This is a genomic window from Tsukamurella spumae (assembly GCF_012396015.1).
Classification (GTDB): domain Bacteria; phylum Actinomycetota; class Actinomycetes; order Mycobacteriales; family Mycobacteriaceae; genus Tsukamurella; species Tsukamurella spumae.
Genome location: NZ_JAAXOQ010000046.1, coordinates 1 through 18,464, shown reverse-complemented (window position 1 = coordinate 18,464; position 18,464 = coordinate 1). Strand labels below are relative to the sequence as shown.

The window sequence follows — 18,464 nt, the reverse complement described above, 5'->3', positions numbered from 1 at the left end:
CGCCTGCGGCTTCCGCAACACCGAAAACTCACGCCGCAGGATACGATTCCACTGCACCCGCGCCCAGCGGGCCAGCATCCAGCAATTCCACTGCTAAGCAAGTTTGCCCGCTCAACTTCGAAGAGCCAGCATGAGTGTGTGCCTGCTGCGCAAGGTCGCCGTCCGGATCGTAATCGAGGGAACCGATACTGCGCACTGGATCTGTTGCGGTGGGTGCAACCTTCGCTGACCAGATTGGAAGTACCTCACCTTTCTCGTAGCGATCCTTATACTGGTCATTCTCGAATAGGGTCCAGCGCTTTCGGCCGTACATCTCGCCGAGTATCGCCACGACATAGCGCGAGTTTGATCGATATATTGGGCCGAGATATTTCTCTACATCCTGTCCGATAATTCGATGCTGTTCAGCGAAGTCATAAAATACGACGTGTCCGAGATCTTCAAGAGCGTCGCGAAGGTGCTCCGCATACTTTCGATCCTCGCCTGCGAACGTTAGAGCCACGTCGTACTCTTCTGAGTACTCGACCTTGGTGAACCCGACTTCTTTGACGAACTCGCCCCAATTTATAGAGCGCAGATAGTATACGAGCATGGGGTCTTCCACGGACAGGATGTTGGTGTCCGAGTCGAAGTGGAGTAGCTTGGCGATTTCTGAGTCGTCGCAAAGTGACGCTAGGTAGCCTCGGTCGTGAACGACACCAACGCTTACTTTCTCGGCTGGATGGCGACGCATCTCGTCGGGAATGTTGATGCTCCATGATTCGGATTCAGCGAGCCAGCGTAGGATGTGAAGGTATGGCGCGCGCCCGCCAGGGCGAAATTTGGTGCCGCGAGCGAATGCCCGCACCGATGCTCCAAATTTGTCTCGCTGACGTTCTATTACCTTCCTTCGGACTGCCGAGTAGGTGGTGTCGATTGATTTGGATATTTCGACAGACTCGGTGAACTCCGCCTCGAGGCAAGCATTAAAGCAGAGAAGTTGAGCGATGTAAAAACTTCCGCCAGAGTTCTCGACAATTAGGTCCTTTGCAGCGAGCGTGGCGTTTAGTGCACTCTCCCCATTGTTGATCAGCTCATTGATCTTACTGGCGGGCTCGGTCTCGAATCGGATCACCTCGACGCGGTTTGCCAGATCCTGTGCGGAATCAATCAAAGCCCGTCCCGCTTCATTAATTCCGATAATTATAAGCTTGCGATCGGCGTCTTCAGCATCTGCTGTGACTTTCAGTAGGTCGCCAATCAGAAGCTTCGTGCTGTCCGATAGTCGATGAAAGTCGTCAATCACAACTGTGCCAACGGATTTGATCTCTGGAAGGAACGTAATGTACTCAACATCGCCTGGTTTGCGTGCGCTGAGCAGTGTAACTCGCGAGTTCATTCCGAGGTCTTCGAGCGACTTGGTAACCGCCGTTGATTTTCCAATTCCGGATGGGCCTTCAATGATTACTCCACGGCCAGGAGTTCTCAGTGCGACCTTTAATCTGGCTGATGCTGATGGGTATACAAAAGTATGCGTCGGAATTCCGGACACTTTGAACACGTCTTCGACGGGCAGTCCCATGCGAACCAGGATACAGGCGTGCGAGCGTCGATGGACAAGAATCATTCATCTTAAAGAAGCGTTCACAATGTTGATGAAGGGTACGCGAACTGGAACACTGAGACCGAATGTAGAATTGCGGGCTTGGATTGTCGGTTACGAACGTTCTGGTTCGTGTGAGGGAGGTGGGGGCACCGTCGGGCATGGGGACGTAACGTAGGGGCCGAGTGCGAACCACCATGAGGAAGAGGGACGAATAAGCGATGAGCAGCAACGACGCCAAGGCGAACATCGGTGTGGTGGGGATGGCGGTGATGGGCTCCAACCTGGCCCGCAACCTGGCCTCCCGTGAGGGCAACACCGTCGCGATCTACAACCGCTCGCCGGAGAAGACGCACGAGGTCGCCAAGAATCACCCCGAGGCGAACTTCGTTGCCAGCGACACCATCGACGAGTTCGTCGCGAGCCTGGCCAAGCCGCGCACCGCGATCATCATGGTGCAGGCGGGTGCGGGTACGGACGCGGTGATCGAGCAGCTCAAGGAGCGGTTCGAGCCGGGCGACATCATCGTCGACGGCGGCAACGCGAACTTCCACGACACCATCGCCCGCGAGGCGAAGATCGCGCCGACGGGCATCCACTTCGTCGGCGCCGGCATCTCCGGCGGCGAGGAGGGCGCGCTCAAGGGCCCGTCGATCATGCCCGGCGGCACCGCGGAGTCCTACGAGACCCTCGGCCCGATCCTCGCGTCGATCGCCGCGGTCGCGGAGGGGGAGGCCTGCGTGACCCACGTGGGCACCGACGGCGCCGGCCACTTCGTCAAGATGATCCACAACGGCATCGAGTACGCCGACATGGAGCTCATCGGCGAGGCCTACGACCTGCTGCGCAACGTCGCCGGCTACACGCCCGCGCAGATCTCGGAGATCTTCGCCACGTGGAACCGGGGGCCGCTCAACAGCTACCTCATCGAGATCACGATCGACATCCTCAAGCACGTCGACGCGGAGACCGGCAAGCCCTTCGTCGACATCGTCACCGACCAGGCCGGCAGCAAGGGCACCGGCGTCTGGACTGTCCAGACCGCCCTCGACCTGGGCGTGCCGGTCGGCGGCGTCGCCGAGGCCGTCTTCGGTCGCGCCGTCTCCTCCAAGCGCAACCAGCGCGACGCGGTTCGCGCGCTCGGGATCGAGCGCCCCACGGCGCCGCGGGTCGACGATTCCTTCGTCGACGACGTCGCGAAGGCCCTCTACGCGTCCAAGATCGTCGCCTACGCCCAGGGCTTCGACGCGATCATCGCCGGCGCCGAGAAGTACGGCTGGAACATCGACAAGGGCGCGGTCGCGAAGATCTGGCGCGGCGGCTGCATCATCCGCGCGCAGTTCCTCAACGTGCTCGCCGATGCCTACGAGACCAACCCGAACCTCGCGACCCTGCTCGAGGCCCCGTACTTCGCGCAGGCCATCCGCGACGGTGAGGAGGCGTGGCGCCGCGTCGTCATCACCGCCACCCAGGCCGGCGTCCCGGTCCCGGGCTTCGCGACGGCGCTGAGCTACTTCGATTCGCTCAACGTCGACCGGCTGCCGGCCGCCCTGGTCCAGGGCCAGCGCGACTTCTTCGGCGCGCACACCTACAAGCGCGTCGATAAGCCGGGCACCTTCCACACCCTGTGGTCCGGCGACCGCAGCGAGGTCAAGACGGACTGACCTCGAAGTATTGACGCACTCCACGAGCATTAGTTAGCCTGAGTCATGACTGAATCGGATGGCTCGATGTTCGAGGACGCGTACCGAGGCGAGGCGGAGATGTTCGGCGGCGCAAGGCCTCCGTGGAGCATCGGCGAGACCCAGCCCGAGCTGGCCGCTTTGATCCGCGAGGGCCGCGTCCACGGCGAGGTCCTGGATGCGGGCTGCGGCGAGGGCGCCGTGTCACTGGAGCTCGCGCGGAACGGTTACACCACCGTCGGCCTCGACAACTCGCCGACCGCGATCGACCTGGCGCGGGCCGAGGCTGCGCGGCAGGGCGTCGAGAATGCCACGTTCGAGGTCGCCGACATCACCTCGTTCACCGGATACGACGGCCGGTTCGGCACCGTCATCGACAGCACGCTGTACCACTCGCTGCCGGTCGAGGCGCGGGACGACTACCAGCGCTCGATTGTGCGCGCCGCGGCCCCGGGAGCGTCGTACTTCGCGCTCGTCTTCGACGTCGCCGGTGTACCTGGCGGCGGCCCCGGGCCTGCCGCGGTGACCGAGGATGAGCTGCGGAGTGTGGTCTCGAAGTACTGGGAGATCGATGAGATCCGGCCCGCCCACATTCACGCCAATCTCCCTCCCGTCAGTTCGGGATTCCCGGCGGGGCCCGATGATGTCGACGAGAAGGGACGCGTGGCGGTCCAGGCGTTCCTGCTGCTCGCGCATCTCGGCTGACGCGGGGACACGCCGGTCCGGCGTCGCGCCGTGCGGTCGACGGTGCGGTGCCGCCGCAGCGCAGTCCGTCGAGGACGCCTGCGGTGAACAGCACGATCGGCGGGCTCAGCCCGATCCAGCACGCGCACGTCCATCACCGCACGTCCATCACCGCACGTCCATCACCGCACGTCCATCACCGCACGACCTTCGCGATGCCGGCGCAGATCGCGACCACCGTCTGGGGGTTCCGCTGCGGATCCTCGGGCCCGACGGTGCCGTCCGAACGCAGTCCGATCACCGCCTCGACGAGGCGGAGCGGAAGGTGCGCGCGAGGATGCGCGGCCAGCCGCTCGAGTACGAGCTGACCTCGCTCGGCGCGTACTGGGCGGGGGAGATCCGGACCGTGCCGCAGTACCGTTTGGTGGAGCCGGCGACGATGCCGCCCAAGCCCGGCCTGGTTCACGACAGCGACCACCGCCGCGGCGTTCGCGGCGAACTCCGGCGACTCGCGCCCGCCGCGCTGGGGACCTTACTCACCCGTCTGCCCGCCCCGACGCGTACGCTGTTGGCAACGATAGTCGATAAGCGGCGAGGGTCGCTGACGAAGGGACGATCCGATGGCAGTTCAGGCACTGTTCCTCAAAGCGGGCTCCGCGCTCGTGACCGGGCTCGTCGGTGCGGCGGCGTACGAGGCGGCCAAGAAGGCCTTTGCCAAGGCGCCGCTGCGCGAGGGCGCGGTCGCCGCAACGGCACTGGGGCTCAAGGGCAGCCGTAAGGCGGAGGAGGTCGCCGAGAACGTGCGCCTGAACGCGGCGGACATCCTGGCCGAGGCCAAGGAGCGAGTCGGCGAGGAGTCGACCCCACCGGCGACCGGCGCCGCACACGACCACGATCACTGATGACGGTGCTGTCCGAGCCCGCGGGGCGTGTTGTCTCGCAGGCCGCCGGCCGGGTGCGGTGGGTGCTCGATGACCTCGTCGGCACGAACGCGCAGCGCAGAATCGCGGTCGAGGACGCCGTGCTGGCGATCCCCGGCGTGCGGGCGGCGCATGCGTACAGTCACACCGGCTCCCTCGTGGTCTGGCATCGCAGCGATGTCGATCTCGCGCGTGTCGCCGAGGCCGCAGCGGCGGGGCTCGCCGCCGACGCCTCACTGGTCGCTCGACACGCACCGCACTCGGCGGACGTGACCAACGCGGACCTGCTCCGGATGGGCCTCGGCGCCGCAGCCCTGGTGCTCCTCGGCCTACGCCGCTACGGCTTCCGCCGTCCGCCGCTGCTCGGCCCCGGGACGCGTACCGCGGCGACCGCGATCACCGTCTTCACTGGCTACCCGTTCCTGCGAGGGGCCCTGCGGTCGTTGCGCGGGGGACGCGCCGGCACGGACGCGCTCGTCACGGCCGCCACGCTCGCAAGCCTCCTCCTGCGTGAGAACGTCGTCGCCCTCACGGTGCTGTGGCTGCTCAACATCGGCGAGTTCCTCCAGGAACTCACGCTGCGCCGCACCCGGCGCGCGATCTCGGACCTGCTGCGCGGCAACACCGATTCGGCATGGTTGCGGCTCGCGGACGGTGCCGAGGTGCAGGTCCCGATCGACGCACTCGATGTCGGCGACATCGTCATCGTTCACGATCACGTGGCGGTGCCGGTGGACGGCGTCGTGGTCGACGGGCTCGCCGTGGTCGATCAGGCCGCGCTCACCGGGGAGACGCTTCCCGTCACCATCGAACCGGGCGCGACCGTCCATGCGGGAGCGGTGGTGGTCTCCGGCCGCCTCGTCGTGCGCGCCACGGCAGTCGGGGCCGATACCGCGATCGGCCGGATCATCGAGAGGGTCGAGGAGGCGGAGCGGTATCGGGCACCGATCCAGACCGTCGGGGACAACTTCTCCCGCAGCTTCGTCCCCGGGTCGTTCCTCCTGTCCGGACTCACCCTTCTCCTGACCCGGGATCTGCGGCGCGCGATGACGATGCTGCTCATCGCCTGCCCCTGCGCCGTGGGCCTGTCGACGCCGACGGCGATCAGCGGCGCCATCGGCAACGGTGCGCGACGCGGCATCCTCATCAAGGGCGGCTCGCACCTCGAGGCCGCGGGCTCGGTCACCGCGGTGGTCTTCGACAAGACCGGCACGTTGACCACGGGACGCCCGGTGGTGACCAACGTGGTCTCGTTCCGCGACGACTGGAGCCCGGAGCAGGTGCTCGCGCACGCGGCCAGCTCCGAGATCCACTCACGGCATCCGCTGGCGGAGGCCGTCATCCGCTCCACCGAGGAGCGCCACATCGAGATTCCCAGCCACGCGGAGTGCGAGGTCATCGTCGGCCTGGGCATGCGGACCCAGGCCGACGACGGCCGCGTTCTCCTGCTGGGGAGCCCGGCACTGCTCGAGCGGCACGGCGTGGCCGTGGGCGTCGACGCGGCACGGTGGGTCGACCGGCTCCGTGCCGAGTGCGAGACGCCGTTGCTCCTCGCGGTGGACGGTGCCCTCGTCGGCCTAGTCAGCCTGCGCGACGAGGTCAGGCCGGAGGCGGCCGAGACTCTCGCCGCCGTCACCGCCGCGGGCATCGACACCGTCGTCATGCTGACGGGCGACCATCCGGCGACAGCGGCCGCGATCGCCGCCGAGCTCGGCATCACCCGATGGCGTGCGGAAGTGATGCCCGAGGACAAGCTGGCCGAGGTTCGAGCATTGCAGGCCGAGGGCCATGTGGTCGCGATGGTCGGCGACGGGGTCAACGACGCGCCGGCGCTCGCGGCGGCGGACGTGGGGATCGCGATGGGACTCGCGGGGACCGACGTGGCGGTCGAGACCGCGGACATCGCGCTCGCCGGGGACGACCTGCGCAACGTGCTCGACGTCGTGGATCTGGGCAGGAGAGCGGTCGACGTGATCCGGCAGAACTACGGCATGTCGATCGCGGTCAACTCGGTCGGTCTGCTCGTCGGTGCGGGCGGCGCGCTGTCGCCCGTCCTGGCCGCGATCCTGCACAACGCCTCCTCGGTCGCGGTGGTGCTCAACAGCTCCAGGCTGATCCGATACCGGCTCGACGACCCCGCCGGGCACCCGTCGAGTCCCCGGGCCGCCGCGCCCTGTCAGGACGAGTGGGGCCAGGAACGTTAACTTCATGTTTCCACCCTGTTGCGCCTGACGATCTGGCTTGACTGCCACGGGGCCAAGGGATTTGCATGTTTTCCATGCACCTCCTCCCTCGCGAGCGGGACAAACTGCTCATCGTGGTCGCCGCGGACCTGGCGCGCCGCCGCCAGTCCCGCGGCCTCAAGCTGAACTACCCCGAGGCCATCGCGATCATCACGTACGAGCTCGTCGAGGGCGCACGCGACGGCCGCAGCGTCGCCGATCTCATGGCCTACGGCGCCACGATCCTCTCGCGCGAGGACGTGATGGACGGCGTCGCCGAGATGATCCACGACGTCCAGGTCGAAGCCACCTTCCCCGACGGCACCAAGCTCGTCACCGTCCACCACCCGATCCGATAGGCGCGCAATGATCCCCGGAGAATTCCGCCTCGCCGCCGCGCCGATCACCGGCAATGCCGGCCGGTCCACGCGCACCGTCCGCGTCGTCAACACCGGCGACCGGCCGATCCAGGTCGGCTCGCACTTCCACTTCGCCGAGGCGAACGCGGCCCTGGACTTCGACCGCACCGCCGCGTACGGACACCGTCTGGACATCCCCTCCGGGACCGCCGTGCGGTTCGAACCGGGCGACGGCAAGACGGTGCGCCTGGTCGCCCTCGCGGGGACCCGCGAGGTCCACGGGCTCGCCAACCTCGTCAACGGCCCGCTCGAGACGTCCGACGGTGCGCCCACCGTGCCCGGGAACGGGGGAGCACGATGAGTTTCGAACTGAGCCGGCGCGAGTACTCGGATCTGTACGGCCCCACCGTGGGCGACGCCGTGCGCCTCGCCGACACCGAGCTGTTCGCCGTCGTCGAGCGCGACCTCACGGTGTACGGCGAGGAGGTGGTCTTCGGTGGCGGCAAGGTGATCCGCGACGGCATGGGTGAGAACGGCGTGCTCACCCGCGAGGGCTCGGAGACGACCGGGCCGATCCCGGACACCGTCATCACCAACGCGCTGATCATCGACCACACGGGCATAGTCAAGGCCGATGTGGCGCTGCGCGACGGGCACATCCTGAAGATCGGGAAGGCCGGCAATCCGCAGATCTCCGACGGGGTGAGCATCACCATCGGCGCCGCGACGGAGATCATCGCGGGGGAGGGACGCATCCTCACTGCCGGCGGCATCGACACGCACATCCACTTCATCAGCGCGCAGCAGATCGACACCGCCCTCAACTCCGGCGTCACCACCATGATCGGCGGCGGCACCGGCCCCGCAGCGGGCACCAACGCCACCACCGTGACGCCCGGGCCCTGGCACATCGCGCGCATGCTGCAGGCCCTCGACGACGTGCCGATGAACATCGGGCTCCTCGGCAAGGGGCACGCGGGCGCGACCGAGCCGCTCGCCGAACAGATCCGGGCCGGCGCCATCGGTCTCAAGGTGCACGAGGACTGGGGCTCGACCACCGCCTCCATCGACAACTCGCTGACGGTCGCCGACGAGTACGACGTGCAGGTCGCGATCCACACGGACACCCTCAACGAGTGCGGCTTCCTGGAGGACACCGTCGCCGCGATCGACGGCCGGGTGATCCACACCTTCCACACCGAGGGCGCGGGTGGCGGCCACGCCCCCGACATCATCGCCATCGCCGGACACCCGAACGTGCTTCCGGCGTCGACCAATCCGACGCTCCCGTTCACGACGAACACCATCGTCGAGCACCTCGACATGCTCATGGTGTGCCACCACCTCAACGCCGACATCCCCGAGGACGTGGCCTTCGCCGACTCCCGCATCCGGCCCGAAACCATTGCGGCCGAGGGGGTGCTGCACGACATGGGCATCATCTCCATCACGTCCTCCGACTCGCAGGCGATGGGTCGCGTCGGCGAGGTGATCACCCGCACCTGGCAGCTCGCCGACTCCATGAAGCGGCAGCGCGGCCCCCTGGACGACGATCCCGACGGCGGGGACAACGCGCGGATCAAGCGCTATGTCGCGAAGTACACGATCAATCCGGCTCTCGCGCAGGGTATCGCCGACTACGTGGGTAGCGTGGAGGAGGGCAAGTTCGCCGATCTGGTGCTGTGGCAGCCCGCCTTCTTCGGGGTCAAGCCCGATCTGGTGCTCAAGGGCGGCCAGATCGCGACGGCACTCATGGGCGACGCGAACGCGTCGATCCCCACGCCGCAGCCGCGCACCATGCGCCCGCAGTTCGGGTCGATGGGCAGGGCGGTGCACGACGCCGCGATCACCTTCCTCTCCACCGCCGCGGCGGAGTCCGGCGTGGCGGCGGAACTCGGGCTGCGCAAGCGCACACTGCCCGTCCGGGGCATCCGGACACTCCGCAAGCAGGACCTGCCGCACAACGGCGCGACGCCCGACATCACCGTCGACCCCGAGACCTACGTCGTCACCGTCGACGGTGCCCCCGTCCGGTCCGAGCCCTCATCGACCCTGCCCATGACGCAGCGCTACTTCCTGTTCTGAGAGGCGAAACGTGATCATCGAGACCATCAGCGGGAATCTCGCCGACCTGGCCCCGTCCGACCTCGACGGCGTGCACGTCGAGCGGGTGCCGCTCGCCGGTGCGGACCTGGTCAAGCGGATCCAGCGCGTGCGCACCGACCACGATCGGGAGATCGGCCTGCGCCTGGCCGCACCCGCCGGCCCCGAGGGCGACCTGCGCGACGGCGACATCCTGCACCGCGACGCCGCGAACATCATCGCGGTGCGGGTGCTCTCCACCGACGTACTGGTGATCGCGCCGCGCACCATCGCCGAGATGGGCCGCACCGCACACGGACTCGGCAACCGTCATCTCCAGGCCCAGTTCTTCGACGCCGACTCCGAGTACGGCGCCGAGGTGATGGTGGTGCAGTACGACCACACAGTCGAGGACTACCTCACGCACCACGGCGTGCCCTTCACCCGCCAGGAACGGGTGCTGCCCACACCCTTCCGGCACGCGGAACACACGCATTGACGGCCGCCCCGAGCTATCTCCTGCCGCTGCTGCAGCTCAGTGACTCCGCCCTGCCGACCGGAGCGTTCAGTCACTCCTTCGGGATGGAGGCCTACCTCGCGGACGGCACGATCGACGACGAGGCGAGCTTCACGGCGTGGTTGCGCGCGTACGTCTCCCGGCAGCTCACGTACGCCGACGGTGCCGCGATCCGGCTCGCGTACGAGGCGCTGCGCCGCGACGACCTCGACGGCGTGTGGCGGCTCGACCGGCTGCTCGCGGCGCTGACGCTGCCGGAGCAGGTCCGCACCGCGGCGGCCACGATCGGCCGGCGCACCGCAGAGGTCGGCACCGTCGTCGCCCCGCAGTCCCACCTGGACGCCTACCTCGCCGAGCTGGACGCGGGCCGCTGCCACGGGCACCCCGCGATCGCGTTCGCGCTGCTCGCGCACGCGGTCGACGCGCCCGTGACGACCGCGATCGAGGCGCACCTGTTCGCCGCCGTCACCTCGCTGACCCAGAACGCCGTGCGCGCCATCCCGATCGGCCAGACGGCGGGCCAACGGGTGCAGCGGGCGATGTACGACGTGGTGGCCGACGGGGTCGCCACCGCCCTGACCCTGACCGAACACGACCTGGGCTCCGCGTCGCCCGGGCTCGAGATCGCCCAGATGCGGCATCGGCGCCAGCGCGCGCGGATGTTCATGAGCTAGGAGGAGATTGCATGACGACGATCCGGATCGGTGTCGGCGGCCCCGTCGGGGCGGGTAAGACGCAGCTGGTGGAGCGCATCACCCGCCACCTCGACGGCGAGGTGTCGATGGCGGCGATCACCAATGACATCTACACCACCGAGGACGCGAAGATCCTGGCGCGCAACAGCGTGCTGCCCGGCGACCGCATCGTCGGCATCGAGACGGGCGGGTGCCCGCACACCGCGATCCGCGAGGACACGTCGATGAACGAGGCCGCGGTGTCGCGCCTCGTGGCCGCGCACCCCGACCTGCAGATCGTGTTCATCGAGAGCGGCGGCGACAACCTCTCCGCCACCTTCAGTCCCGAGCTGGTGGACTTCTCGATCTACCTCATCGACGTGGCGCAGGGCGAGGAGATCCCGCGCAAGGCCGGGCAGGGCATGATCAAGTCGGACCTGTTCGTCATCAACAAGACCGACCTCGCGCCCTATGTCGGGGCGGACCTGTCGGTCATGGCCGCCGACTCCAAGGTGTTCCGCGGCGAGCGTCCGTTCTGCATGACCAACCTCAAGACCGACGAGGGGCTCGACGGCGTGTTGGAGTGGATCCGCCGGGACGTCCTCATGCTCGACCTCGCATGAACGGTGTTGTCGCGCGGGCTCTCACCGGCGAGTTGGCTCTCACCCTCGCGCCGCGCGGGCCGCGCACCGTCGCCGTGCGGCAGCGGCACGCGGGCACCCTGCAGACCCTGCGCCCCCTGTACCTCGACGACTCCGGGCAGGTCACCTACCACCTGGTGAACCCCGGCGGCGGCTGCCTGCGCGGCGACACCTACGCGATCGACATCGACCTCGAGGCCGGCGCTCACGCCGTGGTCACCACGCAATCGGCGACCAAGGTCTACCGCACGCCCGACGGTGCCGCGGCCCAGCACCTGCGGATCCGGCTGGGCCCGGACAGCGCGCTCGAGTACGTGCCCGACGCGCTGATCCTCTACCGCGAGGCGACCTACCGGCAGACCTGCACCGTCGAGCTCGACGCGTCCGCGTCGCTCGTCCTGGCCGAGATCGTCACCCCCGGATGGTCGCCCGACGGTGCGCGGTTCCGCTACGACGAGCTGCGCATGCGCACCGAGATCCACCGCGGCGGCACGCTGCTCGCGGTGGACAACCTGCTCATCGAGCCGGGCCGCGCGGACCCGTCCGGGATCGGATTCCTCGACGGGCGAACCCACGTCGGATCGCTGACCGCGGTGGACCCGCGCGTCGACGAGGCCCTGCTCGACGAGGTGCACGCGCTCACCGAAACCGTCGATGCGGTGCGCAGCGGACTCACCGCGCTCGCCGGACCCGGGTTCGTGCTGCGCTGTCTCGGTGACGACACCGCCGAGCTCACGCGACTGTTCGACGCCGTCATCGCCCTGCTGCGGTCCCGATGGACCGGGCAGGCGCCGCTGAACCTGCGAAAGTACTGAAGGTGGAATCCGTGACGAACTCGAGCACAGCGCACCGTCTACGCGCGGCGTGGGCCGCCCTCGGGTCCGGCGACCGGCGATCGCTGTTCGGCATGACCGCCACGGTGATCGCCCTCCATGTGGTGGGCTTCGGCGCGCTGATACTGCTGATCGCGCCGGGGCACTTCCGCATCGGCGACGGCGGTGAGTTCACCATCGGAATCGGCCTGCTGGCCTACACCTTCGGCCTTCGGCACGCGTTCGACGCCGACCACATCGCCGCGATCGACAACACCACCCGCAAGCTCCTCGCCGATCGGGAGACACGGATCGCGGCGGGGGAGCGGAACCCGAGACGGCCGCTGTCGGTGGGCTTCTGGTTCTCACTGGGGCACTCGACGGTCGTCTTCGGGCTCGCCGCGCTGCTGGCCCTCGGCGTGCGCGCGCTCGTCGGCCCGGTGGAGGACGAGAACTCGACGATGCAGACCGTGCTCGGCCTGATCGGCACCTCGGTGTCCGGGGTCTTCCTCTGGATCCTCGGCATCATCAACCTCGTGGTGCTCGTCGGCATCGTGCGGGTGTTCCGCGACATGCGGACCGGCCGGTACGACGAGGCCGAGCTCGAGGACCGGCTCAACCGGCGCGGACTCATGAGCCGGCTGCTGCGCGGGGTGTCCGGCTCCGTCCGCAGGCCCTGGCACATCTATCCGGTCGGCGTGCTCTTCGGCCTCGGCTTCGACACCGCCACCGAGGTGGGCCTGCTGGTACTCGCCGGCGGCATGGCGGCGTTCACGCTGCCCTTCTACTGCATCCTGGTGCTGCCGGTGCTCTTCGCCGCGGGAATGTCGCTGCTGGACACCATCGACGGGGTGTTCATGAACGCCGCATACGGGTGGGCCTTCGCCAAGCCGGTGCGGAAGGTGTACTACAACATCACGATCACGTCGCTGTCCGTCGCCGTGGCGCTGGCGATCGGCACCGTCGAACTACTGGGCGTGCTCGCCGAGCGGACGCACGTCGAGTCCGGGCCGCTCGGCTGGGTGGCGTCGATCGACCTGGACTACGCGGGCTTCGTCATCGTGGGATTGTTCGTCGCGGTGTGGGCCGCGGCGCTCCTGATCTGGCGCTACGGGCGGATCGAGGACCGCTGGACCGCGCGCTGAGTTAGCGTGGGCCGCATGAGCGGAATCGAGGTGCGGCCGGCGAGCGTGTTCGAGGACGTAGCGGCCGTGCTCGGCCCCAAGAAACAGACGTCCAGCAACTGCTTCTGCCTGTCGTACCGGATCGGGTCCACGGAGAATCAGGCCCTACGCGGGCCCCAGCGATTCGATCGGGTCCGTGGCCTCTGCGCGGAGGACCCGCCGCCGGGAGTCCTCGCTTACGACGGTGCTGAACCCGTCGGCTGGGCCGCCATCCACCCGCGGGCGGACACGAGCTTCGCGACGAACCGCCGCATCCCGCACGTCGACGATCACGTGGATCCGTGGTCGCTGTGGTGCGTGCGAGTGCGGCCCGGCCACCGCAAGCAGGGCATCAGTCACGAACTCGTCGCCGGGGCAGTCGAGTTCGCCCGCGCGAACGGTGCGAGCGTGGTGGAGGCGTACCCCGTTGACAACAAGGGCGCGAAGGTCGATCTGACCATGGCCTACGTCGGTACCCGCGCCCTGTTCGAACGGGCGGGCTTCGAGTACGTCGTGGACACGACGTCCGTGCTGAACGGCTTCACCCGGGTACTCATGCGGCACACGACCTGAGTCGGACGCCGGCCCGCGCCTGCGCGGTCTCGGCCAGTAGTCGTCACTTCCAACCGAGGGCCGGGGCCACGTCCTTGACCAGCGACTCCAGCAGGCGGGTGTTGTACTCCACGCCCAGCTGATTGGGCACCGTGACCAGGACGGTGTCGGACTCGGCGATGCCCTCGTCGTCGCGGAGCTGCTCGACGAGCTCGTCCGGCTCGGCGGCGTAGGTGCGACCGAACACCGCGCGGGAGGAGTCGATGTTGCCGAACTGATCGCGGCTCTTACCCTCGTGCCCGAAGTAGGCGCGGCTCTCGTCGTCGATCAGCGGCATGATGCTGCGGCTCACCGAGACCCGCGGCTCGTGATCGTGCCCCGCCTCGGCCCAGGCCTCGCGGAACCTCCGAATCTGCTTCGCCTGCTGCACGTGGAAGGGCTCGCCCGACTCGTCGGTCTTCAGCGTCGAACTCATGAGGTTCATGCCCAGCTTCGCCGCCCACTCCGCGGTCGCGTCCGATGCGGCACCCCACCAGATCCGGTCCCGCAGCGTCGGCGAATGCGGTTCCACCCGAAGCAATCCCGGCGGGTTCGGGAACATCGGGCGGGGGTTCGGCTGCGCGAAGCCGCCGCCCTCGAGAACCTTGAGCAGCACCTCGGTGTGCTCGCGCCCCATGTCGGCGTCCGTCTTGCCCTCGCCGGGCTGGTAGCCGAAGTACTTGTAGCCCTCGATCACCTGCTCCGGTGATCCGCGACTCACGCCGAGCTGCAGTCGCTCGCCGGCGATGAGGTCGGCGGCGCCCGCGTCCTCGGCCATGTACAGCGGGTTCTCATAGCTTATATCGCGGTTGCAACACTCGTTCACGTAAGCTTGGTTGCATGGTTGAACTGGTATCGCTGAGGAAGACGAACGAGGTCGCCGCGTACGTCCGCGCCTCGATGGATCGCAAGGGCGACCGGTGGACGGTCGAGACCCAGTTGCGGAAGATCAGGGCTCTCGCCGAGGCCAAGGACTGGGAGGTCGTCGAGGTCTACGACGACAACGCTGTGTCGGCGACGAAGAAGCGCCGCGCTGGCACCCGGTGGGCCGAGATGCTGGACGACGCCCGCGCGGGCAGGTTCTCGATGGTCGTCGCCGTGGACATGGACCGCCTCCTGCGCAGCACGAAGGACCTGAACACGCTGATCGACCTCGGCCTGCGCGTCGTCACCGTGGACGGCGAGATCGACCTCTCGACGGCGGACGGCGAGTTCCGGGCGACGATGCTCGCCGCTCTCGCGCGGTTCGAGGCGCGCCGCAAGGCGGAGCGTCAGATCAGGTCGAACGAGCGCCGCCGCGCCGAGGGCATCCCGGCGTCCTCCTGGAAGGCGTTCGGCTGGACGAGGGAGGGTGAGCTGATCGAGGCGGAGGCCGACGCCGTACGGCGGGCCTTCGATGCGTTCCTCGGCGAGCCGTCGCTGTCGATCCGTCGCATCCGCGAGGACCTGAACAGCGCCGGTCATCTGACCGCGCGCGGGTCGGCGTTCTCCGTCGATGCCGTGCGGTACCTGCTGGCGAACCCGCTCTACGCTGGCTACATCAAGCACTACGCCTCGGGCGAGCTGTACCCGGTGCAGGGCGACGCGTTCCCGCCCATCGTTGGCGAGCAGACGTGGCGGGCCGCGGTGGCAAAGCTGGAGGACAACGTGCGGAGGTCGGCGAGGCAGGGCAACCAGCCGAAGTACCTCCTGTCCACGATTGGCCTGTGCGGGAAGTGCGGCGCGACGCTCGTCTCGGGGACCAACAGCCGCAAGCAGCCGACGTACCGCTGCGGCGAGCAGTTCCACCTCACCCGCCAGCGCGAGCCCGTCGATGCGATGGTCACCGAGGCGGTGCTCACCCGCCTGTCGTCGGTGGACGTGCACGACCTCGTGATGCCGCAGGAGGACGACGGGCCGGACCGCGAGGCGCTGCTGACCGAGCGGAACGCTCTGGTCGAGCGCGTCAAGGAGCTGAGCCCGCTGCTGCTGGACGTGCGCCAGCCCGTCCTGGAGATCACGGAGGCGATCAGGGGCGGAAAGGCCCGCATCGACCAGATCGACGCGGAGATACTCGACCGCTCGGTGTCGGTGGCGGCGAAGCTGCTCGCGGACGTGGACGAGCCGGTCGGTACCGCGGAGCGCCGAGAGGTCGTCGAGTCGAAGTGGAGGGCGTTGGACGTGGACCGTCGCCGGATGCTCGTGGACGAGCTGGTGACGGTGACCATCGAGCCCATCGCTCCCGGCCACGTGAAGTTCGACCCCGACCTCATTCGAATAGAGCCGCGTCGCGACTGACACGCGAGTCGACTCGTCAGTGGACTGGTGAGTCGAGTCATGGGAGAATGGTTGCAGACAAGAAGATCCCACCGGGGGCCAGACTTTGAAGCTGGCGGTACTACTCCCGGATGAGTCGCCGGTCAAACAGCCCAACTACCGTGGCGGGGAACCGGAAGCACACTCATGTTTGAGGACTTCCGATGTCTGTCGTTATCGACGCTCCCCGCGCATTTGCGCTGGACCATCCTGGGCTCGACCAGGACCCGACCCCCGTTTCGCAGGCTGATGGGTTCGATCCCGTCATCGCCGCCGCCCGTGCCGCCGGTCGCCGGGCCGGTGAGCGCCTGGCACTCACGCCACTGACCCCGCGCCAGCGCGCCGCCGTCGCCGCCGTGATGGGCGGTGATCGCTGATGAGCGCCAACTCCGCTGCTTTCGATCACGTCAACGCGTTCCGCTGGCGTCTGGGCGACCCCTCCCTCACCGACTCCGAGGCCCGTGTCTACGACCTTGGAGTGCTCCGCTCCGTGCTGGAGGAGGCCGTCGAGATCGCCGTCGCCGATGCCCGCGCCGATGGGGTGACCTGGGCCAAGATCGGCGATGCCCTCGGCGTCACGCACCAGGCCGCGATCAAGCGCTACCGCAAGGGCGGTGCCCGATGAGCACCGCCGACCGCACCATCACCATCGTCCCCGCCGACCTGACCCCGCCCGGAGGGCCTGACCTGGCACCCGCCGCAGGCGGGCTGCCCGGTGCCGTTCCGAGCGGTGAGAACCCGGTTCTCACCGTCGAGGACGATTTCGCAGGAAACGGCTATACGGCTGCACAGACCGACCCCGACGACTCCGAGGCGACCGTCGATCCCAGCTCTGACCAGGGAATTAACGCCGATCAGCATGCGCGGCCCTCCTTGGGTGGCCGCGCATCCGTTTCGGAAACGGATGCATCGGCGCCTACCTCGGTTGCAAGCGTGGACTTCGCCGAGCTGGACGTGCCGGGAGCCGATCCCAGCGATGACGTCGCGCCGTTCGTCGTAGAGTCCACGCCCGCTCAGATCGCCGAGGCAAAGGCGTTCTTCGCTTCGGTGAAAGCCTCAGAGAGCGCCGATCAGAAGAAGCGTGCTCGCAAGGTTTCGCGGGTGATCAGTGTGATGCAGTATCACCAGCACCCGGAGACGGGCGAGGTGATCTTCACTCAGGAACAGCTCGACGAAGGTCTCGCGGCACTCGCTGATCGTCTGTACAGGTGGGCCTACATCTGGCACGACAGCGATCGTCTCGTGGAGGTCGACGAGGGCACGACCGAGATGGTCTGCTGCGGGCTCAAGGGCTTGCACGTCCACATCGTTCTGTGGTTCAAGGACATTGATGGGCCGCGTCCCACGGTCCGAACGGTGTCCGACGCGCTCACCGTTCCGTCGCCACGGGTGCGGGTGCCTAATGAGGTCGACGAGATCGAGAAGAACGCTGGCCGTGGCGCGGCGGAGAAGGCGTTCTACGACCTCTGCGAGTACCTCTGCCACGAGACGCGGGGCGCATCGGGCATCGTCGGCATTCATCATCCAGATCGCCACTATCTGGTCGACAAGTCGCAGCAGGGGCAGCCTGGAAAGTACCAGTACGGGCGCGGCCGGGTAGTCGCGAACTTCGACTTCAGCGCTTCACTGGACGCCCACATGGCTACCCGACACGACGTCGCCGAAGGCGGTACTGGGGCGAAGCTCAGCAAGCTCTTCCAGGCCGTGGGCCAGGGGACGCTGACGCTCAAGCAGGTCCGCGACCAGGAGCCCGCGATCTACTTCGCGAAGGGCAACCTCGCGCACTTCCAGAAGCTGCGCGGCGACTACCTCGCGTACCAGGACGCGCCGGAGTCGGTCATGAACTTCTACGTGTTCGGCGAGGGCGGCACGGGTAAGGATCGGGACTGCTGCACCGATAGGTGACAGTTACGGTGTCATGCCGCTGACGCGGCTGTGTTGATGATGGTCTCGTATTCGATGGGCGTAAACCGGCCGAGACGTGCTTGTCGGCGCCGGCGGTGGTAAGTCCGTTCGATCCAGGTGACGATCGCGATCCGCAGCTGCTCGCGGGTTGCCCAGTGTTGCCGGTTGAGGACGTTCTTCTGGAGGAGCGCGAAGAACGATTCCATCGCCGAGCTTGTCAAGTTTTCTGTGTAAGTCCGTCGTTCCTGAATTCTGTTAGCCATGCTTAGAGGTGCTGGTTGATGCGTTCCGGGTAGGCCACCGACAACTGCGCGATGGCCTGCTTCCAGTTGGTG

18 protein-coding genes and 3 pseudogenes are annotated in these 18,464 nt (G+C 67.5%); 18 read left to right on the top strand and 3 right to left on the bottom strand.

Features of this window, described 5'->3' with window-relative positions:
- Nucleotides 1-28: 28 nt before the first annotated feature.
- Nucleotides 29-1,561: a TIR domain-containing protein gene (locus tag HF999_RS21125; protein ID WP_168547764.1), complete on the bottom strand. Its 1,533-nt coding sequence runs from the start codon at nt 1,559-1,561 to the stop codon at nt 29-31.
- 242 nt (nt 1,562-1,803) lie between these two features.
- On the opposite strand from HF999_RS21125, the gene gnd reads away from it, so the two are divergent.
- From gnd to HF999_RS21055, 14 genes and pseudogenes are all read left to right on the top strand, one after another.
- Entirely contained in the window at nt 1,804-3,246 is a 1,443-nt protein-coding gene (gene gnd, locus HF999_RS21120; protein ID WP_168547763.1) for an NADP-dependent phosphogluconate dehydrogenase, read from the top strand.
- 45 nt (nt 3,247-3,291) lie between these two features.
- Nucleotides 3,292-3,969, top strand: a complete 678-nt coding sequence (locus HF999_RS21115) for a class I SAM-dependent methyltransferase (RefSeq protein WP_210734032.1) — start codon at nt 3,292-3,294, stop codon at nt 3,967-3,969.
- Between the two features lie 316 nt (nt 3,970-4,285).
- Nucleotides 4,286-4,444 (top strand): annotated as a pseudogene (locus HF999_RS23195) (allophanate hydrolase-related protein); the annotation flags it as partial.
- Between the two features lie 124 nt (nt 4,445-4,568).
- The gene (locus HF999_RS21105) at nt 4,569-4,850 is read left to right on the top strand and encodes a DUF1490 family protein (protein ID WP_168547761.1); all 282 of its coding nucleotides are present in this window, start codon (nt 4,569-4,571) and stop codon (nt 4,848-4,850) included.
- Nucleotides 4,850-7,072: a heavy metal translocating P-type ATPase gene (locus HF999_RS21100; RefSeq protein ID WP_168547760.1), complete on the top strand. Its 2,223-nt coding sequence runs from the start codon at nt 4,850-4,852 to the stop codon at nt 7,070-7,072. Before HF999_RS21105 ends, HF999_RS21100 begins: the two co-directional genes overlap by 1 nt.
- A 74-nt stretch (nt 7,073-7,146) precedes the next feature.
- The gene (locus HF999_RS21095) at nt 7,147-7,449 is read left to right on the top strand and encodes an urease subunit gamma (RefSeq protein WP_168547759.1); all 303 of its coding nucleotides are present in this window, start codon (nt 7,147-7,149) and stop codon (nt 7,447-7,449) included.
- Nucleotides 7,450-7,456: 7 nt separating this feature from the next.
- Nucleotides 7,457-7,810, top strand: a complete 354-nt coding sequence (locus HF999_RS21090; RefSeq protein ID WP_168547758.1) for an urease subunit beta — start codon at nt 7,457-7,459, stop codon at nt 7,808-7,810.
- The gene (gene ureC / locus HF999_RS21085; RefSeq protein WP_168547757.1) at nt 7,807-9,534 is read left to right on the top strand and encodes an urease subunit alpha; all 1,728 of its coding nucleotides are present in this window, start codon (nt 7,807-7,809) and stop codon (nt 9,532-9,534) included. Before HF999_RS21090 ends, ureC begins: the two co-directional genes overlap by 4 nt.
- A 10-nt stretch (nt 9,535-9,544) precedes the next feature.
- Nucleotides 9,545-10,030, top strand: a complete 486-nt coding sequence (gene ureE / locus HF999_RS21080) for an urease accessory protein UreE (protein ID WP_168547756.1) — start codon at nt 9,545-9,547, stop codon at nt 10,028-10,030.
- On the top strand, nt 10,027-10,722 hold the full coding sequence (locus tag HF999_RS21075; RefSeq protein ID WP_210734031.1) for an urease accessory protein UreF: 696 nt from the start codon (nt 10,027-10,029) through the stop codon (nt 10,720-10,722). The genes ureE and HF999_RS21075 overlap by 4 nt, the downstream gene beginning before the upstream one ends.
- A gap of 11 nt (nt 10,723-10,733) precedes the next feature.
- Nucleotides 10,734-11,345, top strand: a complete 612-nt coding sequence (gene ureG, locus HF999_RS21070) for an urease accessory protein UreG (RefSeq protein ID WP_168547755.1) — start codon at nt 10,734-10,736, stop codon at nt 11,343-11,345.
- A complete protein-coding gene (locus tag HF999_RS21065) occupies nt 11,342-12,178 on the top strand; it encodes an urease accessory protein UreD (RefSeq protein WP_168547754.1) in 837 nt (278 codons plus the stop codon). The genes ureG and HF999_RS21065 overlap by 4 nt, the downstream gene beginning before the upstream one ends.
- A complete protein-coding gene (gene nicT, locus HF999_RS21060) occupies nt 12,139-13,320 on the top strand; it encodes a Nickel transporter NicT (RefSeq protein WP_210734030.1) in 1,182 nt (393 codons plus the stop codon). The genes HF999_RS21065 and nicT overlap by 40 nt, the downstream gene beginning before the upstream one ends.
- Before the next feature lie 15 nt (nt 13,321-13,335).
- Nucleotides 13,336-13,911 (top strand): GNAT family N-acetyltransferase, encoded by a 576-nt coding sequence (locus tag HF999_RS21055; RefSeq protein WP_168547753.1) that lies wholly within the window; start codon nt 13,336-13,338, stop codon nt 13,909-13,911.
- Nucleotides 13,912-13,954: 43 nt separating this feature from the next.
- Here HF999_RS21055 and HF999_RS21050 read toward each other — a convergent pair.
- Nucleotides 13,955-14,734, bottom strand: a pseudogene (locus HF999_RS21050) (LLM class flavin-dependent oxidoreductase); the annotation flags it as partial.
- A gap of 35 nt (nt 14,735-14,769) precedes the next feature.
- On the opposite strand from HF999_RS21050, the gene HF999_RS21045 reads away from it, so the two are divergent.
- The 4 genes from HF999_RS21045 (at nt 14,770) to HF999_RS21030 (ending at nt 18,129) form a co-directional block, all read left to right on the top strand.
- Entirely contained in the window at nt 14,770-16,206 is a 1,437-nt protein-coding gene (locus tag HF999_RS21045; RefSeq protein ID WP_168547752.1) for a recombinase family protein, read from the top strand.
- 182 nt (nt 16,207-16,388) lie between these two features.
- Nucleotides 16,389-16,601 (top strand): hypothetical protein, encoded by a 213-nt coding sequence (locus HF999_RS21040; RefSeq protein WP_015779966.1) that lies wholly within the window; start codon nt 16,389-16,391, stop codon nt 16,599-16,601.
- Nucleotides 16,601-16,849 carry a hypothetical protein gene (locus HF999_RS21035; RefSeq protein ID WP_015779967.1) on the top strand — a complete coding sequence of 83 codons (249 nt, stop codon included), beginning with the start codon at nt 16,601-16,603 and terminating at the stop codon, nt 16,847-16,849. Before HF999_RS21040 ends, HF999_RS21035 begins: the two co-directional genes overlap by 1 nt.
- A complete protein-coding gene (locus HF999_RS21030; RefSeq protein WP_210734029.1) occupies nt 16,846-18,129 on the top strand; it encodes a hypothetical protein in 1,284 nt (427 codons plus the stop codon). The genes HF999_RS21035 and HF999_RS21030 overlap by 4 nt, the downstream gene beginning before the upstream one ends.
- 11 nt (nt 18,130-18,140) lie before the next feature.
- On the opposite strand, the pseudogene HF999_RS23250 reads toward HF999_RS21030, so the two are convergent.
- Nucleotides 18,141-18,344, bottom strand: a pseudogene (locus HF999_RS23250) (IS3 family transposase); the annotation flags it as partial.
- Nucleotides 18,345-18,464 lie beyond the last annotated feature (120 nt).